Below are 22,263 nucleotides of genomic sequence, written 5' to 3'. Positions count from 1 at the left end.
GGCATCCCGCGGGCAGAGAGGAGCCCTCCGTGAAGGTCGGCTGCATCGGACTCGGCGACATCGCGCAGAAGGCGTATCTGCCGGTCCTCGGCGTGCAGCCCGGAGTCGAGCTGCATCTGCAGACCCGCACCCCGGCCACCCTCGACCGGGTCGGCGACAGCCTTCATCTGCCGCCCGCGCAGCGCCACCGCGACCTCGACGCGCTGCTCGCCGAGGGCCTCGACGCCGCCTTCGTGCACGCGCCCACCAGCGCCCACCCCGAGATCGTCGCCCGGCTGCTCCAGGCGGGCGTCGCGACCTACGTCGACAAGCCGCTGGCCTACGAACTCGCCGACTCCACGCGGCTGGTGGAGCTCGCCGAGGAGCGCGGCACGAGCCTCGCCGTCGGCTTCAACCGGCGCTTCGCGCCCGGCTACGCCCAGTGCGCCGACCATCCGCGCGAGCTGATCCTCATGCAGAAGAACCGCGTCGGGCTGCCCGAGGAGCCCCGCACGATGATCCTCGACGACTTCATCCACGTCGTCGACACCCTGCGCTTCCTGGTGCCCGGCCCGGTGGACGACGTGACGGTACGCGCGCGCGTGGCGGACGGGCTGCTGCACCACGTCGTGCTCCAGCTCGCCGGGGACGGCTTCACCGCGCTCGGTGTGATGAACCGGCTCAGTGGCTCCAGCGAGGAGATCCTGGAGGTGTCCGGGCAGGACACCAAGCGGCAGGTCGTCAACCTCGCCGAGGTCATCGACCACAAGGGGCAGCCGACCGTGCGCCGTCGCGGGGACTGGGTGCCGGTGGCCCGGCAGCGCGGTATCGAGCAGGCCGTGCTCGCCTTCCTGGACGCGGTGCGCGCGGGAAAGCTGCTCAGTGCCCGGGACGCGCTGGCGACTCATGAACTGTGCGAGCGGGTGGTCCGAGCGGTGCGGGAGCACTCCGCCGCGGCCTGAGGGCCCGGGTCCCCTCGGCGAGCCCCAGCGCGATCAGCACGAGCAGGGCGGCGTGCACCGGCCAGTCGCCGAAGCGGACGTACGGCGTGACGCCGTCGGCCAGCGGCACGTCGTACACCGCCGTCGTGCTCGCGTCCATGCCCAGCCAGGCGCCCAGGCGCCGTCCGCTCGCGTCGTAGACCGCGGAGACACCCGTCAGCGTCGCGTGCACGAAGGGGCGGCCGGTCTCGGCGGCGCGCAGCGCGGCGAGCGACGCGTGCTGCTCGGGGGCCCAGCTGTGCTGGAAGGTCGACGTCGACGACTGGGCGACGACGACATCGGCGCCGTCGTCGGTGAGGTGGCGGCTCATGTCGGGGAACGCCGTCTCGAAGCACACCAGGGGGCCGATCCGCAGTCCGGGCGAGGCGTCCATCACGACCTGCTCGGTGCCGCGCCGCCGGTCCTCGCCGGCCGCCTTGCCGACCGAGGTGGCCCAGCCGAGCAGCGAGCGGGCCGGGATGTACTCGCCGAAGGGCACGAGCCGCATCTTGTCGTACCGGTCGCCGGTCGGGCCCATCGGTCCGACGAGGAGGGAGCTCTTGTAGATGCCCGGCCGGTCCGAGCGGCGAGCGTCGACGTTGACGAGGATGTCGGCGCCGGTGGCGCGTGAGAGGTCGGCGATGCGGTGGGCGAGGTCCGGCCGGTCGCTCAAGTCGTAGCCGACGCTGCTCTCGCCCCAGACGATCAGGTCCACGTCCTGGCCGATGAGCCGGCGGGTCAGCTGCTCCTCGCGGTCGAAGCGGTGGTCGGGGCCGTCGATCACCCCGGGCTGGACGATCGCGATCCGGGTCCGGCCGTCCGTGTCCGGGCGCGGTGACCACACCCAGGCCGTGGAGGCCGCGGCGGCGGTGGCGACGAGTCCGGCGACGGCGGGCGTCCGGGAGTGCGGCAGGGCGATCAGGACGGCGGCGGCGACATTGACGGCCACGACGAGGAAGCTGATCAGCCACACCCCGCCGACCGACGCCAGCCGCAGCGCGGGCTGCACCTGCCACTGGCTCGCCCCGAGCATGCCCCAGGGGCCGCCGAGCCCCTGCCAGGACCGGACGAGTTCGACCATCAGCCACGCCGAGGGCAGCACCACCAGGGCCGCCACGACCCGGCCACGGGAGGGCGCACCGGCCAGGAACCGGCGCACCAGCCAGGCCCAGGGCGCCCACAGCGCGCCCAGGAGGGCCGCGATGACCAGCGTGAACACATGCAGGCTCGGCAGCAGCCAGTGGTGCATGGCCAGCATGAACCCGAAGCCGCCCCACCAGCCGTCGTGGAGCGCGCGCCTCGGGGTGGGCGCGGCGCGGGCGAGCAGCATCCAGGGGACGAGCGCGACGTACGCCCACCACCACAGGGCGGGAGCGGGGACCGCGAGCACGGGCAGGGCGCCCGCCAGCGCGGCGATCGCCGAGCGCCGCCACGGGGAGGCGAGCCACTGACCGGACCAGTTCATGGGGGCGCCTCCTGCCCGAGGGGTGGATCCAGTGTGCCGCGCCGGGGACGATCTCGGACAGAGGGCACGGGCGCGGGTTCTACGACGAGGGCAGTCGCCGCCATTTCTCCCGTACGACCACCTCGCGCACTCGCCAGCCGTCGGGGGTGCGCAGGAGGGCGAAGGCGTACCGTCCGCCGCACACGAAATCGGGTGGCGCGGTGTCCCCGTCGCCGGTGGTGAGGCGCATCGGGTTGACGTAGTCGGCCTGGACGCGGGCCGTGTCACCGGTGTCCTGCTCCAGGATCCCGAAGCGGAGCCGGCGGTTCACGATGAGGTGCTGGCGCATCGGGAACATCCGCATGGTGTCGGCGAGCCACACGGCGACATCGCCGGCGCGCCCCTCGATGCCCCCGGCGGAACGGTAGTCCGCCCGTCCGTCGGAGGTGAACAGTTTCCGGTACGCCGCCCAGTCGCCGTCGTCGACGGTCACCGCGTAGTCGGTGATCAGCCCATCGACGGCCAGCCGATCCATCACGGTGGCAAGCTCCACACGCTGCGTCATGGGCCGAGTGTTGAGCACGACGGATGCACAGCCAAGGGTCGTGCGCCGATCGGCGGACATTCGCCGGCCGTGGAGACCTCGTCCATGCTGACGGCACGATCGGCATGACCGTGAACAGCTGCCGGTGTGTCGCTGGTCAGGGCCGCAGGTGGGCGAGCAGTTCGTCGCCTGCGGGGTAGCGCTGTTCCTGGGGAAGCAGTCGTGTCGCGGAGTCCAGATCGCCGTGATCGACGAGTGTGCGGATTTCTCGGGCGAGTGGAGTCACGTCGCTGATGGACACGATCCAGTCGTCCGCGTAGCGCGAAGACGCCTCGCCCGAGAGCCCGAGTTGCAGCGAGCGGTGCGGCAGAGGACGCAAGTTGAGGTCGCGTTCGGGGTCCCACTGGACACGGGCCGGTGCGCGCTTGAGTTCACGCTGCCAGGTGCCGCGATCGGGATGCAGACCGCGAACGTAGCTCGACAGACAGGCGTGGCGCAGCGCCCAGTCGAAGCCGGCGCGAGTGATCTCGACGGCGAGAACGGTCTCCTGCCCGGCGCTGGTGCCCCAGTTGGAGCGGTACATCATCCACAGGAAGCTGGGTTTGATCCATGTCATGCGATTCCGCCGCCACATGGAGGGAAAGCGGCCGTCCCGGACGGCGGGCACTCCGATTTCAGGGGAGTAGGCCTGGTAGACGGTGATCGTGGATGCCGTGTGGAGTGCACGGATCCGGCGGTGCGGTTCTTCCATGGCGTACAGAGTGGGGTCGGCCGACTCGGGGGGCCACCGATTTTTGTGCGGTCAGTCGAATGTGCACGTCACTTCGTCGGTGGCCCACTCCACGCGCTCCGTCGCACTGGGCAAGTCCGCGGGCGGCACGCCTACCGCGGACAGAGCTTCCGACGGCCAGGAATCGGAAACGAATTGTTGATGCAGTACCGGTGGCCGCGATGTCGTGCACCAGGTCAGCCGGCCGATGAAGTGGTCGGGCCTGGTCGCGAGATCCATGGAAGCAAGCTCCGCCCAGCTGACCCAGCTCGCGCCGTACAAGTCACCCGCTGCAACCCAGGACCCCAACTGCGCACCCGCTCGACAGATCGACGGGAAGGCCGCGGTCCGGTGCGAGCGGTTGGAAGCCCGCGTAATCGGTCTCGTCGTACAGCGGCCAAAGATCCATGGCGGCCACCCACGGCTCACCGTCGTAGTAGTCGGTGCCGACGCCGGGGTGACGAAACTCGATGCCGCCGTGGATGTCCGTACTCACGAAGCGGCACCGTAACAGCGCACGCGGGGACAGGCACGCGCCTTTACACGCCATGGGCACCGGGGGGATCTACTCCACCTCGATGCCGAAATCCTGAACGAGTTCCTCCAGGCCGCCCGTGTAGCCCTTGCCGCGCCGCCCAGAATGAAGTCCCAGTCTCCGTTCGCCCTTCGGCGGAAGGAGCCGAGTACCAGGGCGGTTTCGCCGACAAAACCAGTAGAGCGACGACTCATGCGCTGCAGGCCCTCCCCAGGACATTGGCAGCCGAAAGGCACTTTGGTTGTCCCCGCAACCAGGTGTAACCAGATGACTCTAGCCAGCAATCACCGTCTCGCACATCCACTCGCCGAAGAAGCGTGGATCATGGAGCCGTGATGAAGCGGACCAACAAGGCGGCTCCTGTCGAGCGGTCGGAGTACGAGCCGGAGCTCTCGGCGTACCAGCGGGCGATGCGGAACCGGCTTCTCGCGGCTCCCGTGGTGGCCGCTCCTGAGCCCTGGCGGTCCGTCTTCGAGTCCCGTGTCGCCGTCGGCGGGCTGCTCGGGATCGGCTTCGCGACGCATCCTGACCATGGCCACGATCTCGTGATGGTGGTTTCCAGCGACGGTCACGGACTCTTCGACGCCGTTACGGGGGCGAAGATCGCCAGGGACCGCGACCCCGACCCCGAGGACAGCACCCCCGACGCGGTTGCCGACTTGTCCTGCCCCGGACTGGGGCCGATCACCGGAAGCCGCGTGCGCATCGCAGGACTCTTCGGCGGAGGGCTGCACACCACCACCGCGGACGGCTGGACCCTGGAGGTCGTCACCCCGGCCTGGCCGAACGATCGTGTCCTGCTGTCCAGCGATGGTGGGCTGCCCCATGCAGGTCCGCACGGAGAGCGGTGGTGGCACATCCTCCATTCCGACTACTCCGAACTCCGAGCAGTCGGCTTTTCGCCCTCGGGACGGACTATTGCCGTAGCGACGAGCAGCGACATCTCCCTGTGGACACGCGGCACGGGCAACGGCCACTCAGTCCCCGGTGCGCTGTGCCGATGAGTGGAGCGTCGGGATCGAGGACGTGACCCCGTCGGCCAGGGAGATCCACCCGCATGTCCGAGCGGGTGAACTGGCGGCGGCGCGAGCCCTGTTGCCGCCGGAGCGGCCTTGTCCGGTGACCGAGGAGACGCGGGCGCATCTGGTGCGCCGAGGGGTGCCGGATCCGGGAGGGGCGGGTCAGGCGGCCTCGACGACCTCGCCGCGTATCGCCGCGGCCCACTTGACCACCAACAGCTCGTACTCCGCGCGTTCCTGGGCCGACAGGGACCCACCCGCACGCAGCCACAGGGCCCGGATCCGCTCGTTTAACTCGGCAGCGGACCGCACGGAACCAGAGAACGCATAATCGGGGGACATGCGCCAAGCCTAGGCGCAAGAACTGACAGCGCGCTACCGCGTCGCTACGGAAGCACTATGGGCTTGGTCACGAATGATCGATCAACTGCCGTGCCCGGCCCCGTACTTGGCCCCCCGTGCCGGCCTCAGCCCGCCGACTCGCCCGCGTGAGGGCTCAGGGCGCCCGCCGTCACCAGGGCCACCAGGATGATGCCGAGGGCCACGCGGTACCAGACGAAGGGCATGAAGCTCTTGGTCGAGATGTACTTCATGAACCATGCGATCACCGCGTACCCCGACCCGAACGCGATCGCCGTCGCGAAGAGCGTCGGGCCCCAGGAGACGTGATCGCTCTCCATCGCGTCCTTGACCTCGAAAACACCGGACGCCAGGACCGCGGGGATCGCGAGGAGGAAGGAGTAGCGGGCCGCCGCCTCCCGCTTGTAGCCCATGAACAGGCCGCCGCTGATCGTCGCGCCGGAGCGGGAGACGCCGGGGATGAGGGCGCACGCCTGGCACAGTCCGTAGATCAGGCCGTCCCGCACGCCGAGGTCCGAGAGTGTTTTGCGCTGTTTGGGCGCCCGGTGCCGCCCGCCCTTCTCGTCGCGCGCGGCCATCCGGTCCGCGACGCCGATCACCACGCCGATGACGATCAGCATGGTCGCGGTGACCCGCAGATCGCGGAACGGCCCCTCGATCTGGTCCTTGAGCGTGACGCCGAGCAGGCCGATGGGGATCGAGCCGACGATGACCAGCCAGCCCATCCGCGCGTCCGGATCCTTGCGCATCGTCTTGTCGACGAGGGAGCGGCTCCACGCCGAGATGATCCGCCCGATGTCCTTGCGGAAGTAGATCAGCACCGCGGCCTCCGTGCCGATCTGGGTGATCGCGGTGAAGGCCGCCCCGGGGTCCTTCCAGCCGGAGAACGCCGCGGTGAGCCGCAGGTGCGCGCTGGAGGAGACGGGAAGGAACTCGGTCAGCCCCTGGACGAGTCCGAGGACGAGGGATTCAAACCAAGACATGAAGTTACGGAGTCCAAGTGCCGATCGTGGAACGGGCGACGGGCGCACCGGACCACCGTTCGGTGATCAAGGAATCGAGTGCGCCGAGGGCAGCCTAGCGTCCCCACGTACCCGCTCCGGAGCCGGGGCCGATCACCGCGACAGCGGGGGAGTGCGCCTCTAGCCTGGGTGACATGGCAGTCGTGCGGGTGCGTGGGCTGGACGTCGCCTATGCGCGTGCGGGGGAGGGGCCGCCGCTCGTCCTTGTGCACGGGGCCGGGCTGGACGGGCGGATGTGGGAGCCGCAACTCGCCGATCTGGCCGATGAGTTCACGGTCGTGGCGTGGGACGAGCCGGGAGCGGGGAGGTCGTCGGACTTGCCGCCCGCTTTCACGCTCGCGGACTTCGCACGCTGCCTCGCCGCCGTGATCGAGGACGTGGACCTGGGGCCCGCCCATGTCGCCGGGCTGTCCTGGGGCGGGACGCTCGTCCTGGAGCTGTACCGGCATCACCCCGAGCTGGTGCGCACGCTCCTCCTGGTGGACACCTACGCGGGCTGGAAGGGCTCGCTGCCGCCGGAGGAGGTCGCGGCCCGAGTGGAGGGGGCGCGGCGAATGCTCGCCGTACCGCGTGAGGAGTTCGACCCGGCCGTGCCGGGGCTGTACGCGGGCGGTCCCCCGGAGGCGTACGCGGAGCTCCTGGACGCCATGGCGCGGGACGTGCGCCCGGAGACGATGGGCCGGGAGCTGTTCCTGATGGCCGAGGCCGACCAGCGGGACCTGTTGCCGCGGATCGCCGTGCCGACCCTGCTGGTGTGGGGCGAGCTGGACGCGCGGTCGCCGCTGAGCGTGGCGCGGGCGTTCCGGCGCGCGATCGGGGACGCGCGGCTGGTCGTCCTGCCCGGGGTGGGGCATATGAGCACCCTGGAGTCACCGGAGGACTTCGCCCGGGCGGTGCGGCGGTTCCTGCACGGGTTCATGCCGCTGTAGGCCCGGAGAGCGTCCAGCCCGGGGCCTGCGGGTGGGCCGTGAGGTCCTCGTGCCGGGCCTCCGTGCCACAGGCCCGGCAGGTGACGACCGGGACGAACTCGTTCCCGCAGTGGTGCTCGACCACCATCGGGAGGTCGCCGTCGGGGTGCAGATGGCGGTCGCCCCACTCCTTGAGGGTCATCAGGACCGGCTCCAGCTCCAGCCCGGCCTCCGTCGGCCGGTACTCGAAGCGCTGGGGGCGCTCGCTGTAGACCCGCTTGGTCAGGATCCCGGCGTCGACCAGGCGCCGCAGCCGGGTGGCCAGCACGTCGCGCGGGGCGCCGATGTTGCGGACCAGCTGGTCGAAGCGGCCGTTGCCCAGACACACCTCTCGCAGGACCAGCAGGGAGTACTTCTCGCCGACGAGCGCCAGGGTGTCGGCGATGGAGCAGGGGCGGGGGTCTTTCGTGGCGGGCATGGCGCCCAGTCTAGGGGAGGGTTTGATTTTCCAACTCACAGAGCTATGGTGAGTTCGGATTTCCTACTCACTGGTAATCGTGGAGGCCGCAGCATGCGAGACGCCGTCATCGTCGAAGCCGTACGCACCCCCATCGGCAAGGGCAGGCCGAACGGGTCCCTGGCGCACGTCCACCCCGTCGAACTCCTCGCGCACACCCTGCGCACCCTCGTCGAACGCTCAGGCGTCGACCCCGCCCTGATCGACGACGTCATCGGCGGCACCGTCGACCAGGTCGGCGAACAGGCCATGAACACCACCCGCTACGCCGCCCTGTCCGCAGGCTTCCCGGAGTCCGTGCCCGCGACCACCGTGGACCGCCAGTGCGGCTCGTCGCAGCAGGCCGTGCACTTCGCCGCCCAAGGCGTGATCTCCGGGGCGTACGACCTCGTCGTCGCCTGCGGCGTCGAGTCGATGAGCCGGGTGCCGATGTGGTCCAACGTGCCGCCCGGCAAGGACCCCTTCGGCCCCGGCATCGCCGAGCGCTACCCCGAGGGCCTCGTCCCGCAGGGCATCAGCGCCGAGCTGATCGCCGCCAAGTGGTCCCTCACGCGCGCACAGCTGGACGACTTCGCCGTCTCCTCCCACCGCAAGGCCGCCGCGGCCTGGGACCAGGGCCTCTTCGACGCCGAGGTCGCACCCCTGGACGGCGTCACGCGCGACGAGTGCGTCCGCCCCGGCAGCACCCCCGAGATCCTCGCCGGCCTCAGGCCCGCCTACCACGACCCGGCCTTCGCCGAGCGCTTCCCGCAGATCGAGTGGAACATCACCGCCGGCAACGCCAGCCCCGTCAACGACGGTGCCTCGGCGGTGCTGATCACGTCCGGCGAGACCGCGGCCCGCCTCGGCCTGCGCCCCCTCGCCCGGCTGCACAGCTTCGCCGTCACCGGATCCGACCCGCTGCTGATGCTGACCGGCGTCGTCCCCGCCACCGAGAAGGTGCTGCGCAGGGCCGGCCTGCGCCTCGACGACATCGACCTGTTCGAGGTCAACGAGGCGTTCTCCAGCGTCGTCCTCGCCTGGCAGCAGGAGACCGGCGCCGATCTCGCCAAGGTCAATGTGCACGGCGGCGCGATCGCCCTCGGTCACCCGCTGGGCGCCAGCGGCACCCGGCTGACCACGACCCTGGTCCACGCCCTGCGGGAACGCGGCGCCCGCTACGGCCTGCAGACCATGTGCGAGGCGGGCGGCCTCGCCAACGCGATGATCGTGGAAAGGGTGTGAGCGGAACGCGACGGCCTGAGCCGCACGGCTGGAGCGGTCACTTCGCGCGCAGGTGATGGCGCTTGCGCCAGGCCACCACGACGCCCGCGACCATCGGGACGGCGATCCCGGCCAGCGCGATCAGGAAGGCCGGGGACGTCGGCGCCGAGGCCCGCGCGCCCGCCACCACGTACGCGGCCGTGTTCGGCACGGAGCCCAGCGCGGTCGCGACCAGGAACGGCATCCAGCGCATCCGCGAGACGGCGGCGCAGTAGTTCGCCGCCCAGAACGGCACCCCCGGGAACAGCCGCGCCGCCATCATCGAGCGGAAGGCGTGCCGGCTGAGCTGGCCGTCCGCCGCCTTCAGCCACCGCCCCCGCAGCAGGGGCCGCAGCGCGTCCTGCCCCAGCAGGCGGCCCAGGCCGAACGCGGCGCCGGCGCCCAGCACCGTGCCCGCCAGCGTCGTCCCGAGGCCCAGCTGGGAGCCGAACAACGCGCCCCCCGCCAGATTCAGCAGCGGACGCGGCACGAACGCCACCGTGCACAGGCCGTACGCCACCGCGAACACCAAAGCCGCGGCGGCGCCGCCCAGTTGAGGCGGCCAGCCGTCCGCGAGCAGCCGTTGCGGCTCGAAGAGCAGCACGCCGGACGCGGCCGCCACGAGCAGCGCGACCAGCAGTGAGAAGCGGGACCAGGGCGAGCGCAGCACGCGCGTGCAGCGCGCGGCGAGGCCGACCGGCGGCGTGGGGACGACGACCGCCGTCGCGGGGACGGTGAGCTCCAAGGCGGCGGCCCGGGGAGAGGCCGTGCCGGTGCTCCCAGAGCGGGTGGGTGCATCGAGCATCCGGTGACAGTAACCGACGGACATGTCTGATCGCCGTATGGTCCGTCTCACGACCGCCACAGGCTCACCCGGGTCCGGAAGAACATCGGGGACCGAATCGGGGCGCAACTCCCGCACCACGAAAAACCGTTCGACTCCGGACAGGGCATCGGCGATGATCGACGCCATGTTCCGGTACGCCTTCGTCGTCGCAGCATCCGCCGTCGCGGATGCTCCGAAGGCTGCCGTCCTCACCTTCCCGGCCGCAGTCGACGGCGCCCGAAGCTGACCCTCCCCGGATCGTCCGGCGGACCCCGCAGGGGGAGGGTCGGCCCGTCCCCCGGGGTCCCCACCTTCCACTCCGCGCAGACTTCGAGGTACAGCCATGCCCAAGACGGCGTACGTCCGCACCAAACCGCATCTGAACATCGGCACGATGGGTCATGTCGACCACGGCAAGACCACCCTGACCGCCGCCATCACCAAGGTCCTCGCCGACCGCGGCGCCGGCACCTTCGTGCCCTTCGACCGCATCGACCGCGCCCCGGAGGAGGCCGCCCGCGGCATCACCATCAACATCGCGCACGTCGAGTACGAGACCGACACCCGGCACTACGCCCACGTGGACATGCCGGGCCACGCCGACTACGTCAAGAACATGGTCACCGGCGCCGCGCAGCTCGACGGGGCGATCCTCGTCGTCTCCGCGCTGGACGGGATCATGCCGCAGACCGCCGAACACGTGCTGCTCGCCCGGCAGGTGGGCGTCGACCACATCGTCGTCGCCCTCAACAAGGCGGACGCCGGTGACGAGGAGCTCACCGACCTCGTCGAACTGGAGGTGCGCGACCTGCTCACCGCGCACGGCTACGGCGGCGACTCCGCGCCCGTCGTACGGGTCTCGGGGCTGAGGGCACTGCAGGGCGACCCCCAGTGGACGGCGTCGATCGAGGCGCTGCTCGACGCGGTCGACACGTATGTGCCCATGCCGGAGCGGTATCTGGACGCGCCCTTCCTGCTGCCCGTGGAGAACGTGCTCACCATCACCGGCCGGGGCACGGTCGTCACCGGCGCGGTGGAGCGGGGCACGGTCCGGGTCGGTGACCGGGTCGAGCTGCTCGGCGCCGGGCTGGAGAGCGTGGTCACCGGTCTGGAGACGTTCGGCAAGCCCATGGAGGAGGCGCAGGCCGGGGACAATGTGGCGCTGCTGCTGAGGGGCGTGCCACGGGACGCCGTACGACGTGGGCATGTCGTGGCGGCGCCGGGGAGCGTCGCTCCGCGACGGCGGTTCGCCGCGCAGGTGTATGTGCTGTCCGCGCGTGAGGGCGGGCGTACGACGCCGGTCGTCACCGGGTACCGGCCGCAGTTCTACATCCGTACGGCGGACGTGGTCGGGGAAGTCGACCTCGGTGAGGCGGGCGCCGCCCGGCCGGGGGAGACGGTGACCATGACCGTCGAGCTGGGGCGGGAGATTCCGCTGGAGCCGGGCCTCGGTTTCGCCGTCCGCGAGGGCGGACGCACGGTGGGGGCGGGGACCGTGACCTCCGTCGAGTGAGGTCGAGGGGCGCGGGGTGCCGCGGGCCGTTGTGGCTGGTCGCGCCCGGGCGTGGAGCCGCAGAGCGGCACGGCCCCGCGCCCCTTGCCGCCGGATCGGCACGGGCACAATGGACGGGTGAGCGAAGCGATCCCCGTGTTCCGTGCCGTCGAGTTCGGCGCCGCCAAGCTGATGCCCGACGTGGACCGGGAGCGGGCCTGGCTGCTCACCGTCGACGGGGCGCCGCAGTCGTACGTCGACCTCGACGAGCCGACCCATCTGGAGTTCGAGTACGCCCAGCGGCTCGGGCACGTCCTCGACGTCGTCGCCGAGGCCGGGCGGCCGCTGGACGTGCTGCACCTGGGCGGGGGCGCCTGCACCCTGCCCCGGTATCTGGCGGCGACCCGGCCCGGCTCACGGCAGGACGTAGTCGAGGCCGACGGGGGACTGCTCGATCTGGTCGCCGAGCATCTGCCGCTGCCGCAGGGGTCCGGGATCGCCCTGCACCACGGCGACGCACGGCAGTGGCTGGAGGGTGCCCCGGACGACTCGGCCGACGTGCTCGTCGCCGACGTCTTCGGGGGCTCCCGGGTGCCCGCGCACCTCACGTCCCTGGCCTACGCGCGCGAGGCCGGGCGGGTGCTGCGCGCCGACGGCGTCTATCTGGCGAACCTCGCCGACGGCGCGCCCTTCCCGTTCCTGCGCTCCCAGCTCGCCACCTTCGCCGAGGTGTTCGAGGAACTGGTGCTCATCGCCGAACCGGCGGTGCTGCGCGGCCGGCGGTTCGGCAACGCCGTGCTCGCCGCCTCCCACCGCCCGCTCGACATCCCGGCGCTCGCCCGCCGTACCGCCGCCGACGCCTTCCCCGCGCGGGTCGAGTACGGGCCCGGGCTGCGCCGGTTCACCGGTGACGCGTGCCCCGTGCGGGACGAGGACGCCATGCCCTCACCCGTTCCGCCCGAGGGCGCCTTCGGCATCGGCTGACGCGGGGCCGGGCGAGGAGCGGATCACCGGCTTCGTACGTCGGGTCAGATGCCGTACGTCCGGTACGCACAGCACCGCCGCCGTGACCACGACGACCAGCGTGGCACAGCCCCACAGCGACGCCGTACGGCCGAACGCGGACTCCGCCGGCCCGGCCAGCGCCGTCGCCAGCGGGACGAGAGCGACGGAGCCGAACCAGTCGTAGGCGGAGACCCGAGACAGCTTGTCGTCGGGTATCTCCTGGTGCAGGGCCGTCATCCAGGACACGCCGAAGACCTCCACCGTCACCCCGGTCAGGAACATCACCGCGCACAGCACCGCGACCGGCACCGGCACGGCGAGCGCGGCGGACGGCAAGGCCAGCGGGAAGACGCACAGGGTGCCCGCGAGCAGCAGTCGGCGCGGCTTCCAGCGGGTCATCAGCAGCGCGCCGGCGACCGTGCCCCCGCCGAAGAAGCCGAGGGCGAGACCCCAGGGGCCCGGGCCGCCCAGGTGGTCCCGGGCGACGAGCGGGCCGTAGACCGCGTCGGCGGCGCCCACGACCGCGTTGGCGATCGAGAACTGCAGGACGATGCCCCACAGCCAGGGCCGGCCGCTGAACTCCCGCCAGCCGTCCCGGAGATCGGCGAGCATGCCGCCGCCCTCGGTGCGCGGCGGGACGCGGCCGACGTCGAGGAAGGAGCGCAGCGCCGCGGCGACGGCGAAGGCGGCGGCGTCCGCCGCGAGCACCCAGCCCGGGCCCACGGCGGCGACGAGCGCCCCGCCGAGGGCCGCCCCGCCGAGCGCCGCACCCTGCATCGCCATCCGGAACACCGCGAAGGCCCGGCCGGCCTGCTCGCCCTCGACCGAGGACAGCAGCATGCCCTCGGCCGCCGGACTGAAGAACGCCTGACCGGTGCCGCCGAGCGCGGTCAGCGCCATCATCTGCCACAGCCGGGGCTCGCCCAGCAGCACCAGCGCCGCGAAGGCGCCCTGCGACAGACAGTTGAGCGCGTTGGCCGCGACCATCACGCGGTGCCGGGGGAAGCGGTCCGCGAGCGCGCCACCGATGAGCAGGAACAGCACCAGCGGCAGCGTGCGCGCGGCCGCGACCAGCCCGACGTCCCCGCCGTCGCCGCCCGCCTCCAGCACGGCGAAGGCGGCGGCGATCAGCGCTCCCTGACTGCCGAGGTTCGTCACGAACGCGGCGGCCGTCAGCAGGCTGTAGTTGCGGCCCGCCCAGGCGGGTCGGCGCAGATGGTGGCGGGTGTCGGCGGTTGGGCTCACCGGGTGACTATCGCCGCCCGGTGCCCGAAGAGCCAAACGGTTTCCCCGCCGGACGCCCCGCTCAGCTGTGGGTCGGCTCTCCGTGCAGTCGCACCGTGCTGAGGATCTTCATGATCGTCTCCTTGGGCACCTCGTCCTTGACGCCCTTGGCCCCGTAGAGGTTGAAGGAGACGAAGTCGCCCGCGGAGTTCTTGAAGCCGAACGTGATCGCCTTGCCGTCGCTGTCGCACTTGCCCTTCTGCGGCGTGTTCGTCGACTGCGCCCAGGCGTAGCTGCCCTGGATGCCCGAGGCGGTCTTGAACGGCGTGGCCTTCTGGTCGAAGGTGATGCTCTTCTTGTCGGGCTGGGTATAGCCGCCGAACACCCACCAGGCGGGCGTGTTGAGGGCGACCTCGTCGGTGTTCTTCGCGCCCTCCGCGCCCTTGGAACCGGCCACGGCGAGCGAGGTGTCGTCGGTCTTGCCGTCCTTGTCGTCGTCCTCCGTGCACCACTTGGACTTGAAGACGGCGTTGCCGCCCTGAAGGATCTGGTCGTAGCCGCTGGGCTTCTTGTCGTCCTTCCACTCGAAGCCGAGGCTGGTGCCCGGGTTCTGCACCTCCCAGTCCCCCGGCACGTCGAAGGCGATGCCCCACTTGGGGTTCACCACGACCTTCCAGCCGGCGATCGTCGGCTTCTCGGTCTCGGTGCCGCGCGGGTTGTCGCCGCCCGACGACGCCGTGTCGCTCGGCTGCGCGCTCGCGGACGACACGGCCGGGGACGGGCTCTTGCCCTTGCCCTCGACCTTCTGGTCGTCATCGCCGCCGCCCAGCACCACAACGCCCGTGACAGCGGCGGCCACCACGACGGCGGAGGCCGCCACGATCGCGACGAGCTTCGTGCGGTTGCCGCCGCCCCCGCCGCCGCCCGGCTGCGTCTGCGGCGCGCCCGGCACGGTCGGCGCACCCCACTGCGGCGCCTGCTGCTGCGGTTGCTGCCCATAGGGGTTGGGCTGCTGATAGCCGGGCTGCTGATACGGATTCGGCTGCTGGTATCCCGGCTGCTGGTACGGATTGTTCTGCGCCTGCGGGTTCTGGTCTCCCCCGGGCGGCTGCTGTCCTGGCCACATGCGCAGCAACCCTAGTGCCGCCCGGGACACGTTTCGGTCACCGGTCCTCGTCGGGGAGGTAGCGAATCGGGATTCGCCATCAGGAATCCGGCACCGAAAATCCCGGCCGCGGGCCGACGCCTCCCGGAGCGCGGCATCAGGACTTCGGCGCCTCGTACAGCCGGACGGTCGCCAGGATCTGGCGGATCGTCGCGTCGGAGACCTCGTCCTTGACGCCCTTGGCGCCCGCGAACGACCAGGAGGCGAGGTCGCCGTCGGGTGTCTTGAACGCGAAGGTCGTCGACTTCCCGTCGGAGTCGCACTTGTGCTTCTTCTCCACGCCCGTGGACCGCGAGGTGGCGACGCTGCCGCTGAGGCCGGATGCGGTGGTGAAGGCGGTCGCCGGACCGGTCGTGACCTTCTTGTGGTCGGGCTGGGTGTAGTCGCCGTAGACCCAGTTCGCGGAGTCGGTGCGGGCGATCTCCTCCGTGGACCGCGCGCCGTCGTTGGCGCGGGTGCCGACGATGGCCAGCGCCGTGTTGTCCTGTCGGCCGTCGCGGTCGTCGTCGGACAGGCACCACTGGTACTGCAGCACGGCCGGGGCCTTCATGCCGACCAGCACCTTCTCGTCGGGGTCGCTGTCCTCCGAGACCCACCACGCCCAGGACGTCTTCTGCACCTCCCAGGCCGGCGGTACGTCGAAGGCGACGCCGAGGTCCGGGTTCACGACGACCTTCCAGCCGGCCACGGTCGGCTTCAGGCTCGCGCCCTCGCGCGGGGCGTCACTGGCGGACGCGGAGGCGGAGGCCGGCGCGGAGGTGGAGGTGGCCGTCGGTCCGGGTGCGGCCTCGTCGTCGCCGCGGCCCACCAGCACGGCACCCGTCACGGCCGAGGCCACGACCACCGCGGCGGCCGCCGTGAGCGCGATCACCTTGGTACGCCGTCCGCCGCCGCCGGGCGCCGGTGCCGGGGGCGTGTGCCAGGGGGCGGGCGGCTGCTGCGCGTAGGGGTTGGGCTGCTGGTAGCCGGGCTGCTGGTAGGGGTTCGGGGGCTGGTTCCCCTGGTACGGGTTCGGCGGCTGGTTCCCCGGTGTCCCGCCGCCCGTCGGCGGTTGCTCTCCTGGCCACATGGGCGGCAAGCATACGGCGATCATGCGAGCGCTCTGGCGGGCAGAGGCTACTCGTGGGTAACATCGCGGTCATGAGCGCAGACCAGATGTCCGTCGGCGAGATGCTCGCCGCCACGGTGCCCATGGCCCGGACCCTCAACCTGGAGTTCCTGGAGACCACCCCCGAGAAGGCCGTGGTGGCTCTGCCGGACCAGAGCCCATACCACAACCACGTGGGCGGCCCGCACGCCGGCGCGATGTTCACGCTCGGCGAGTCCGCCAGCGGCGCCATCGTCCTCGCCGCCTTCGGCGACCAGCTCGCCCGCGCCGTGCCGCTGGCCGTGCGCGCCGAGATCGCCTACAAGAAGCTCGCGATGGGTGCCGTCACCGCGACCGCGACCCTGGGCCGCCCGGCCGCCGACGTCGTCGCGGAGCTGGACGCGGGGGAGCGGCCCGAGTTCCCCGTGACCATCGAGATCCGGCGCGGCGACGGGGCTGTGACGGGTGAGATGACCGTGGTGTGGACACTGCGGCCCAACGGCTGAGCGGCGCGGCTGCCTGACGGCTGAGCGGTGCGGCTGCCGGACGGCTTGGCGGCACCCAACGTCGTACGAGGAGCCCGGCCGAATGCGTGTGACCGGCCGGGCTCCTCGGTGTTCCCGGCGTCCCGAACCGGAGGTCCCTCAAGCCGCGAGCCGTTCGCCGACGCCCTCGTCCGCCAGGCCGGCCACGAACTCCCTGAGCCACGCCGTGAATTCGGGCCCCAGGTCGGGCCGGGCGCAGGCCAGCCGCACCACCGTGCGCAGATAGTCCGCCTTGTCGCCGGTGTCGTAGCGCAGGCCGTCGAAGACGACCCCGTGCACCGTGCCGTCGGCCGCCAACTCCTGAAGCGCGTCGGTCAGTTGGATCTCGCCGCCCCGCCCCGGCGGGGTGCGCTCCAGGACTCCGAAGACGGCCGGGTCGAGGACGTACCGGCCGATGACGGCGTAGTGGCTCGGCGCGTCCTCGCGCGAGGGTTTCTCCACCAGTCCGGTCACCCGCACCACGCCGTCCTCCCCGGACGGTGCGACGGCCGCGCAGCCGTAGAGATGGATCTGCTCCGGCGGTACCTCCATGAGGGCGACCACGCTGCCCCCGAACCGGTCGCGCACGTCCAGCATCCGGCTGAGCAGCGTCTCGCGCGCGTCGATCAGGTCGTCGCCGAGCAGGACGGCGAAGGGCTGGTTCCCCACATGGTGCTTGGCGCACAGCACCGCGTGGCCGAGGCCCAGCGGGTCGCCCTGGCGGATGTGATGGATGTCGGCGAGCCGTGCGGGGTCGCGCACCGCGTCGAGCCGCACGGTGTCGCCCTTGGCGGCGAGCGCCTGTTCCAGTTCGAAGGCGTGGTCGAAGTGGTCCTCGATCGCCCGTTTGTGACGGCCCGTCACCATCAGGATGTCGTCGAGACCGGCCGCGGCCGCCTCCTCCACGACGTACTGGATGGCGGGCTTGTCGACCACCGGCAGCATCTCCTTCGGGGTCGCCTTGGTGGCGGGGAGGAAACGCGTGCCCAGGCCGGCGGCCGGGACAACCGCCTTGCGCACCACGGGTGTCGGCTTCGGGGTCGTGGAGTGGGGGGCGTTCATGCGGGACAGCGTGGCGCACCTGGTTGGGAGTAACCCGAGAGCGGGATCGGAGAATCCTGTGGACCGCCCGGAATAGGTGAACCGCCCGGAATTCCAGTCGGGATACCGCCGGTAACTCGACCGGCGCCGACTCATGTTGACCTTGGGTCACCCGAACTCCTTGTTTCCTGTGAGACCCGTGTGCCAAGGTGAGCCACCCCCCCCACGGGACGCGCCTACGTACGCGCACAGGTAGGCACCAATCACTCGCCTGCTTTTCCGGCGGACCCGTTTATCGCTCGCGGTCCGCCGGCTTGGAAGGAAATGGTTCCGTGCATTCGCCCAACCCCCCACACCCGCCGTATCCCCCGAGGCCCGGCCGCCCGCCGGCCGCGTCCGACCGTGATCTCGCCGCGCGGCTCGCCACGGACGACGGCGCCCCCGCCGTGGCGCTCCTGCTCTCCCGGCACTGGCGATCCGCCTACGACTACGCCACCGTCTGCCTCGCCGATTCCGGACCGGCGGCGCAGCTCGTGGCCGCCGCGGCCGTCCACGAGGTGCTCGGCCGGCTGGAGAGCGGCAGGACCGGCGGCGCTCTGCGCCCCCAGCTCCTCGTCGCCGTCCGCGACACGGTTCGCGCATGGGCCGGAGCGGCCGGAGTTCCCGCCGAACTCCCCGCGCTCGGCAAAACCATCGGCGCCCGTGGCCTGCGCGCGGCCCGTACCGGCACCCCGGAAAGGCGACGTGTCGCCGAAGGCGCATTCCAATCCCTTCCGGCGGCCTCTCAATGCCTCTTGTGGCACACGGAGGTGGAATCCGAGCCCATATCCGTACCGGCCGGTCTGCTGGGCGTGGACACCCCCACCGCGACGGCCGGACTGGAACAGGCCCGCGAACAATTCCGGACGCGCTGTCTGCGCGTCCACCTCGACCTCGCGCCGACTCCGGAATGCCGCTTCTACCACCGCCTGCTCGACATTCCCCTGCGCCGCGGCGGGAACCTGTTGCCCGATGTCCGCGACCATCTCGCCCGGTGCCGCCACTGCCGGCACACCGCCGAGCAACTCAGCCATTTCGACGACGCGTTGGGCATCCTGCTCGCCGAGGCCGTGCTCGGCTGGGGCGCCGGTCGCTACCTCGCCTCCCGCCCCGGCCGCACCGCAGCCGAGGGAGCCCCCGGCGCCCGCCCGACACCGCGCCCGGCCCCCGGTGGTCGCACGGCATGGCGCCCAACCCCCGGCGGCCGTAGGGCATGGCCACCGGCCCCCGGTGACCGCACGGCATCGCGCCCGACCCCCGGCCGCCACCGCGGCCTGCCCGGCACTCCGCTCGCCGTGCTGTCCGGTCGGCGCGGCACGGCCGTGCTCGTCGGCGTCGGACTGACCTCCCTCGCTCTCCTCGCCACCGTCCTCGTGGCTCGCGGTTGGTCCGATGACAACGGTGTCCCGGGACCCTCCGCCACCTGGGGCGCCCCCGTCGGCGGGACCGGCACCCCCGTCGGTTCCGCCACCTCCGCCGCCGCGCAGGGCGCCGACGTCGCCCACGGCAGGCTGCGCGCCACGGCCGACGGGCTGTGCCTCGACACCGAGGGCGGCCGCGCCGAGGCCGGTGCGCCCGCCGTGCTGGCGCAGTGCTCGGACGCCGGGTCGCAGCAGTGGTCGTACCAGGGCGACGGACTGCTGCGCAGCGCCGCCACGCCGACCCTGTGCCTGGCCGCCGACCCCGCCCGCCGCACCGTCGCCCTCGACGGCTGCGTGGTCCACTCGGGCGAGGTCTTCTACGACCTCGCCGTGCGCGGCGAACTGCTGCTGCGGCGCGACAGCGGGCTGGTGATCGCACCGGGGACCGGAGCGGCCCGCGCCCATGCCGTGCTGACGGAACGGGACGGCTCGGCGCAGCAGCGGTGGGCCTTGGACTCGGCACGGGCCGGGGACGGCACCGGCGGCGGTGCGGGAAGCGGGACGGGCGGTGGAGGTGGATCGCCGCAGCCGCGCGGGGCCGGTGCCGGGGCGGCGCCGGGCGGTGGGGGGCTGGTACCGCGCGATGAGGGGCGCGTACCGCGCGGCGCCCCGCGCCTGCCCGAGGCGACGGTTCCGCCGCCCGGTGGCGCGGTCCCGCCCTCCCTGGCCCCCGCGCGGCCCGAGCCGCGGTACAGCACGCGGGTGGCCCAGGTGGACTGCTGCGAGCAGCCTCCGCCGCCGGTCGCACCCGCCGAGGTGCTCGACCCCGTGATCGCGAAGGTGGGGTCGGTGCTCGCGGGCACTGTCCGGACCGCCCGGCAGTGAACCGACCGAGCGAAAAGGACGTCCCCTACAGCGGGTGCCCCGGGGCTACCGGGCGCCCCCCGGCCCGGGCCCGACGGCGGCCCCCGGCAACCCGGTAGGCTTTCCGGGTGCGCCGATCGACCCCGGTGGCGCACACCGGGCAGGGCAAGCGGAGCGACACGGGAGGAACCGGCGGTGCACGTCCAGGAGTGGCTCGACACGGTGCCTCCGGCCGCCGTCTACGCCGTGGTGGGGCTGGTCATCGGCCTGGAGAGCCTCGGTATCCCGCTGCCGGGCGAGATCGTCCTGGTCTCGGCGGCGCTCATGTCCTCGCAGCACTCCGGCGTCAACCCGATCGTCCTCGGCGCCTGCGCCACGGCCGGTGCCGTGATCGGCGACTCCATCGGCTACGCGATCGGCCGCAAGGGCGGCCGGCCACTGCTGGCCTGGCTCGGCAACAAGTTCCCGAAGCACTTCGGCGAGGGCCATGTGGCCACCGCGGAGCGGTCCTTCGAGAAGTGGGGCATGTGGGCGGTCTTCTTCGGCCGGTTCATCGCCCTGCTGCGCATCTTCGCGGGCCCGCTCGCCGGCGTCCTGCACATGCCGTACTGGAAGTTCCTGATCGCCAACTTCCTCGGCGGCGTCTGCTGGGCGGGCGGCACGACGGCCGTCATCTACTACGTGGGCGTCGTCGCCGAGGACTGGCTGAAGAAGTTCTCGTACGTCGGCCTGGGCGTGGCGGTCCTGATCGGCGTCGCGTCGATGCTGATCGTGAAGCGCAGGGCGAAGAAGATGCAGACGACGCCCGAGAAGGACCCCGAGCCCGCGATCGCCGCGGACTGAGCGCGCCCCTGAAGCCGGGGACTGAGCGCGCCCCGGAAAGGGGCGCGCGGAACTGCGCGACCGGCCGAGGACGGCCCTACTCGTGAACGTCCCGATGGGCCTTCGCCAGGTCCGCGTACATCGTCCCGTTCAGCGTGATCCCCTGCCGCTCCTCCTCGCTCAGCTCCCGACGCACCTTGGCGGGAACCCCGGCGACCAGCGATCCCGGCGGCACCACCATCCCCTGAGGCACCAGCGCCTGCGCGGCGACCAGCGAACCCGCCCCGATCACGGCCCCGTTCAGCACGGTCGCGCCCATTCCGATCAGGCAGTCGTCCTCGACGGTCGCCCCGTGCACCACCGCGTTGTGCCCCACGGACACGCGCTCGCCGATGGTCACGGGAAAGCCCGGGTCCGCGTGCAGCGTGCAGCAGTCCTGGATGTTGCTCCGCGCCCCCACCGAGATCCGCTCGACGTCACCGCGCACCACGGCTCCGTACCAGACGCTCGCCCCGGCCCCCAGGGTCACGTCCCCGATCACGGAGGCGTTCGGCGCGACGAACGCGTCCTCGTCGATCCTCGGCTCCTTGCCGCCGATGCCCATGATCAGTGCCCGCTGCGTCATCACCGTCTCCTGTCCGTCCGGGGGTGTCTCCCGCACCGTACGCCACCCGGTAGGGCGAAGATCACAGGGTTTCGGCGTCATGGTCGCCGCGCCCGCTGAGTACGGTGAGCGGGTGCCGAAGCGCAAGAACACGTTCTCATCCTGGCGCCGTCGTCTGGCGCAGCGTGCCGTCCACGCGGGCTGGGCCTGGGTGCAGCGCACGGGTTCCGTGACCGCCGAACGCCCCGGCCGCCTCCGCTTCGGCTCGATCGGCGAGGCCACCCGGCTGGCCTTCCCGCTCGGCACGGTCTTCGGCGAGCCGTGGATCCACCTCGGCTCGTACTGCATCATCGCCGAACAGGTCACCCTGACCGCCGGCCTCATGCCCGACCTGGACCTCGGCCCCGACCCGATCCTGCGCATCGGCGACGGCGTCGTCCTGGGCCGCGGCAGCCACGTCATCGCCGACACGACGGTCACCATCGGCAACGACTGCTACTTCGGGCCCTACGTCTACGTCACGTCCACCAACCACTCCTACGACGATCCGCACCAGCCCATAGGCAAGCAGTGGCCGCGCATGGAGCCCGTGGAGATCGGGCCGGGCTGCTGGATCGGAACCGGTGCGGTGATCCTGCCGGGCGCCCGGATCGGCCGGAACGTGGTCGTGGCCGCCGGGGCCGTGGTGCGGGGGACCGTGCCCGACCATGCGGTGGTCGCGGGCGCGCCCGCGAAGGTCGTACGGCGCTGGACACCCGAGGAGGGCTGGCAGCCGCCGCTGCGCACCCCGGCGCCGGTGCCGATACCGGACGGCGTCACCTCCGATCAGCTGGTCGCGCTCTCGGAGTTGGACGACGAGGCGGTGGCCCGGCTGGCGGAGCTGGGCTGAC

The 22,263-nt window shown here is 72.0% G+C and carries 23 protein-coding genes and 1 pseudogene; 10 read left to right on the top strand and 14 right to left on the bottom strand.

Annotated features, from left to right (window positions below):
• The first annotated feature begins 29 nt into the window (after positions 1-29).
• Positions 30-941 (top strand): Gfo/Idh/MocA family protein, encoded by a 912-nt coding sequence (locus ACZ5NW_RS32370; RefSeq protein ID WP_468747558.1) that lies wholly within the window; start codon positions 30-32, stop codon positions 939-941.
• On the opposite strand, the gene lnt is transcribed toward ACZ5NW_RS32370, so the two are convergent.
• From lnt to ACZ5NW_RS32345, 5 genes and pseudogenes are all read right to left on the bottom strand, one after another.
• On the bottom strand, positions 859-2,424 hold the full coding sequence (lnt, locus tag ACZ5NW_RS32365) for an apolipoprotein N-acyltransferase (protein WP_468747557.1): 1,566 nt from the start codon (positions 2,422-2,424) through the stop codon (positions 859-861). The two genes, ACZ5NW_RS32370 and lnt, sit on opposite strands and share 83 nt — an antisense overlap.
• A 79-nt stretch (positions 2,425-2,503) precedes the next feature.
• Entirely contained in the window at positions 2,504-2,968 is a 465-nt protein-coding gene (locus ACZ5NW_RS32360) for a nuclear transport factor 2 family protein (RefSeq protein ID WP_468747556.1), read from the bottom strand.
• Between the two features lie 136 nt (positions 2,969-3,104).
• Complete coding sequence (locus ACZ5NW_RS32355; protein WP_468747555.1) at positions 3,105-3,698, bottom strand: DUF4291 domain-containing protein; 594 nt, start codon at positions 3,696-3,698, stop codon at positions 3,105-3,107.
• 301 nt (positions 3,699-3,999) lie between these two features.
• On the bottom strand, positions 4,000-4,212 hold the full coding sequence (locus ACZ5NW_RS32350; RefSeq protein WP_468747554.1) for a hypothetical protein: 213 nt from the start codon (positions 4,210-4,212) through the stop codon (positions 4,000-4,002).
• 69 nt (positions 4,213-4,281) lie between these two features.
• A pseudogene (locus tag ACZ5NW_RS32345) lies at positions 4,282-4,433 on the bottom strand (TerD family protein); the annotation flags it as partial.
• A gap of 153 nt (positions 4,434-4,586) precedes the next feature.
• Here ACZ5NW_RS32345 and ACZ5NW_RS32340 point away from each other — a divergent pair.
• Positions 4,587-5,255 (top strand): hypothetical protein, encoded by a 669-nt coding sequence (locus ACZ5NW_RS32340; protein ID WP_468747553.1) that lies wholly within the window; start codon positions 4,587-4,589, stop codon positions 5,253-5,255.
• A gap of 177 nt (positions 5,256-5,432) precedes the next feature.
• Here ACZ5NW_RS32340 and ACZ5NW_RS32335 read toward each other — a convergent pair whose 3' ends face one another.
• Positions 5,433-5,612: a hypothetical protein gene (locus tag ACZ5NW_RS32335; protein ID WP_468747552.1), complete on the bottom strand. Its 180-nt coding sequence runs from the start codon at positions 5,610-5,612 to the stop codon at positions 5,433-5,435.
• A 125-nt stretch (positions 5,613-5,737) separates the two neighbouring features.
• Positions 5,738-6,613: an undecaprenyl-diphosphate phosphatase gene (locus ACZ5NW_RS32330; RefSeq protein ID WP_468747551.1), complete on the bottom strand. Its 876-nt coding sequence runs from the start codon at positions 6,611-6,613 to the stop codon at positions 5,738-5,740.
• A gap of 173 nt (positions 6,614-6,786) precedes the next feature.
• Between ACZ5NW_RS32330 and ACZ5NW_RS32325 the strand changes: the two genes are divergently transcribed.
• On the top strand, positions 6,787-7,581 hold the full coding sequence (locus ACZ5NW_RS32325; RefSeq protein ID WP_468747550.1) for an alpha/beta fold hydrolase: 795 nt from the start codon (positions 6,787-6,789) through the stop codon (positions 7,579-7,581).
• Here the strand turns inward: ACZ5NW_RS32325 and ACZ5NW_RS32320 are convergent.
• On the bottom strand, positions 7,568-8,038 hold the full coding sequence (locus tag ACZ5NW_RS32320) for a winged helix-turn-helix transcriptional regulator (RefSeq protein ID WP_468747549.1): 471 nt from the start codon (positions 8,036-8,038) through the stop codon (positions 7,568-7,570). The genes ACZ5NW_RS32325 and ACZ5NW_RS32320 overlap by 14 nt on opposite strands.
• A 93-nt stretch (positions 8,039-8,131) precedes the next feature.
• On the opposite strand from ACZ5NW_RS32320, the gene ACZ5NW_RS32315 reads away from it, so the two are divergent.
• Positions 8,132-9,301: a thiolase family protein gene (locus tag ACZ5NW_RS32315; protein WP_468747548.1), complete on the top strand. Its 1,170-nt coding sequence runs from the start codon at positions 8,132-8,134 to the stop codon at positions 9,299-9,301.
• A gap of 37 nt (positions 9,302-9,338) precedes the next feature.
• On the opposite strand, the gene ACZ5NW_RS32310 is transcribed toward ACZ5NW_RS32315, so the two are convergent.
• On the bottom strand, positions 9,339-10,124 hold the full coding sequence (locus ACZ5NW_RS32310) for a TVP38/TMEM64 family protein (protein ID WP_468747547.1): 786 nt from the start codon (positions 10,122-10,124) through the stop codon (positions 9,339-9,341).
• Positions 10,125-10,488: 364 nt separating this feature from the next.
• On the opposite strand from ACZ5NW_RS32310, the gene tuf reads away from it, so the two are divergent.
• Both tuf and ACZ5NW_RS32300 read left to right on the top strand, forming a co-directional pair.
• On the top strand, positions 10,489-11,658 hold the full coding sequence (tuf, locus tag ACZ5NW_RS32305) for an elongation factor Tu (protein ID WP_468747546.1): 1,170 nt from the start codon (positions 10,489-10,491) through the stop codon (positions 11,656-11,658).
• 117 nt (positions 11,659-11,775) lie between these two features.
• Positions 11,776-12,621, top strand: coding sequence for a spermidine synthase (locus tag ACZ5NW_RS32300; protein WP_468747545.1), 846 nt, complete (start codon positions 11,776-11,778; stop codon positions 12,619-12,621).
• Here ACZ5NW_RS32300 and ACZ5NW_RS32295 read toward each other — a convergent pair.
• From ACZ5NW_RS32295 to ACZ5NW_RS32285, 3 genes are all read right to left on the bottom strand, one after another.
• Complete coding sequence (locus tag ACZ5NW_RS32295) at positions 12,583-13,887, bottom strand: MFS transporter (RefSeq protein ID WP_468747544.1); 1,305 nt, start codon at positions 13,885-13,887, stop codon at positions 12,583-12,585. The genes ACZ5NW_RS32300 and ACZ5NW_RS32295 overlap by 39 nt on opposite strands.
• 61 nt (positions 13,888-13,948) lie before the next feature.
• Entirely contained in the window at positions 13,949-14,992 is a 1,044-nt protein-coding gene (locus tag ACZ5NW_RS32290; RefSeq protein ID WP_468747543.1) for a DUF8017 domain-containing protein, read from the bottom strand.
• A gap of 136 nt (positions 14,993-15,128) precedes the next feature.
• A complete protein-coding gene (locus tag ACZ5NW_RS32285; protein ID WP_468747542.1) occupies positions 15,129-16,100 on the bottom strand; it encodes a DUF8017 domain-containing protein in 972 nt (323 codons plus the stop codon).
• An 86-nt stretch (positions 16,101-16,186) separates the two neighbouring features.
• Here ACZ5NW_RS32285 and ACZ5NW_RS32280 point away from each other — a divergent pair, with 86 nt between their 5' ends.
• On the top strand, positions 16,187-16,624 hold the full coding sequence (locus tag ACZ5NW_RS32280) for a DUF4442 domain-containing protein (RefSeq protein ID WP_468747607.1): 438 nt from the start codon (positions 16,187-16,189) through the stop codon (positions 16,622-16,624).
• A 138-nt stretch (positions 16,625-16,762) separates the two neighbouring features.
• Here ACZ5NW_RS32280 and galU read toward each other — a convergent pair whose 3' ends face one another.
• A complete protein-coding gene (gene galU, locus ACZ5NW_RS32275) occupies positions 16,763-17,704 on the bottom strand; it encodes a UTP--glucose-1-phosphate uridylyltransferase GalU (RefSeq protein WP_468747541.1) in 942 nt (313 codons plus the stop codon).
• Positions 17,705-18,015: 311 nt separating this feature from the next.
• Here galU and ACZ5NW_RS32270 point away from each other — a divergent pair, with 311 nt between their 5' ends.
• Both ACZ5NW_RS32270 and ACZ5NW_RS32265 read left to right on the top strand, forming a co-directional pair.
• Positions 18,016-19,968 (top strand): RICIN domain-containing protein, encoded by a 1,953-nt coding sequence (locus tag ACZ5NW_RS32270; RefSeq protein WP_468747540.1) that lies wholly within the window; start codon positions 18,016-18,018, stop codon positions 19,966-19,968.
• A 174-nt stretch (positions 19,969-20,142) separates the two neighbouring features.
• A complete protein-coding gene (locus ACZ5NW_RS32265) occupies positions 20,143-20,790 on the top strand; it encodes a DedA family protein (RefSeq protein WP_468747539.1) in 648 nt (215 codons plus the stop codon).
• Between the two features lie 76 nt (positions 20,791-20,866).
• Here ACZ5NW_RS32265 and ACZ5NW_RS32260 read toward each other — a convergent pair whose 3' ends face one another.
• A complete protein-coding gene (locus ACZ5NW_RS32260; protein WP_468747538.1) occupies positions 20,867-21,394 on the bottom strand; it encodes a gamma carbonic anhydrase family protein in 528 nt (175 codons plus the stop codon).
• A gap of 79 nt (positions 21,395-21,473) precedes the next feature.
• Between ACZ5NW_RS32260 and ACZ5NW_RS32255 the strand changes: the two genes are divergently transcribed.
• Entirely contained in the window at positions 21,474-22,262 is a 789-nt protein-coding gene (locus tag ACZ5NW_RS32255) for an acyltransferase (RefSeq protein ID WP_468747537.1), read from the top strand.
• Position 22,263 lies beyond the last annotated feature (1 nt).

The organism is Streptomyces sp. NPDC032126, assembly GCF_055580085.1.
This window is presented reverse-complemented; position numbering and strand designations above follow the sequence as displayed.

Coding starts and splice junctions, on each gene's coding strand:
- lnt (WP_468747557.1), bottom strand. CDS start 2,424: ATGAACTGGTCCGGTCAGTGGCTCGCCTCCCCGTGGCGGCGCTCGGCG.
- ACZ5NW_RS32360 (WP_468747556.1), bottom strand. CDS start 2,968: ATGACGCAGCGTGTGGAGCTTGCCACCGTGATGGATCGGCTGGCCGTC.
- ACZ5NW_RS32355 (WP_468747555.1), bottom strand. CDS start 3,698: ATGGAAGAACCGCACCGCCGGATCCGTGCACTCCACACGGCATCCACG.
- ACZ5NW_RS32340 (WP_468747553.1), top strand. CDS start 4,587: ATGAAGCGGACCAACAAGGCGGCTCCTGTCGAGCGGTCGGAGTACGAG.
- ACZ5NW_RS32335 (WP_468747552.1), bottom strand. CDS start 5,612: ATGTCCCCCGATTATGCGTTCTCTGGTTCCGTGCGGTCCGCTGCCGAG.
- ACZ5NW_RS32330 (WP_468747551.1), bottom strand. CDS start 6,613: ATGTCTTGGTTTGAATCCCTCGTCCTCGGACTCGTCCAGGGGCTGACC.
- ACZ5NW_RS32325 (WP_468747550.1), top strand. CDS start 6,787: ATGGCAGTCGTGCGGGTGCGTGGGCTGGACGTCGCCTATGCGCGTGCG.
- ACZ5NW_RS32320 (WP_468747549.1), bottom strand. CDS start 8,038: ATGCCCGCCACGAAAGACCCCCGCCCCTGCTCCATCGCCGACACCCTG.
- ACZ5NW_RS32315 (WP_468747548.1), top strand. CDS start 8,132: ATGCGAGACGCCGTCATCGTCGAAGCCGTACGCACCCCCATCGGCAAG.
- ACZ5NW_RS32310 (WP_468747547.1), bottom strand. CDS start 10,124: ATGCTCGATGCACCCACCCGCTCTGGGAGCACCGGCACGGCCTCTCCC.
- tuf (WP_468747546.1), top strand. CDS start 10,489: ATGCCCAAGACGGCGTACGTCCGCACCAAACCGCATCTGAACATCGGC.
- ACZ5NW_RS32290 (WP_468747543.1), bottom strand. CDS start 14,992: ATGTGGCCAGGACAGCAGCCGCCCGGGGGAGACCAGAACCCGCAGGCG.
- ACZ5NW_RS32285 (WP_468747542.1), bottom strand. CDS start 16,100: ATGTGGCCAGGAGAGCAACCGCCGACGGGCGGCGGGACACCGGGGAAC.
- ACZ5NW_RS32280 (WP_468747607.1), top strand. CDS start 16,187: ATGTCCGTCGGCGAGATGCTCGCCGCCACGGTGCCCATGGCCCGGACC.
- galU (WP_468747541.1), bottom strand. CDS start 17,704: ATGAACGCCCCCCACTCCACGACCCCGAAGCCGACACCCGTGGTGCGC.
- ACZ5NW_RS32260 (WP_468747538.1), bottom strand. CDS start 21,394: ATGACGCAGCGGGCACTGATCATGGGCATCGGCGGCAAGGAGCCGAGG.
- ACZ5NW_RS32255 (WP_468747537.1), top strand. CDS start 21,474: ATGGTCGCCGCGCCCGCTGAGTACGGTGAGCGGGTGCCGAAGCGCAAG.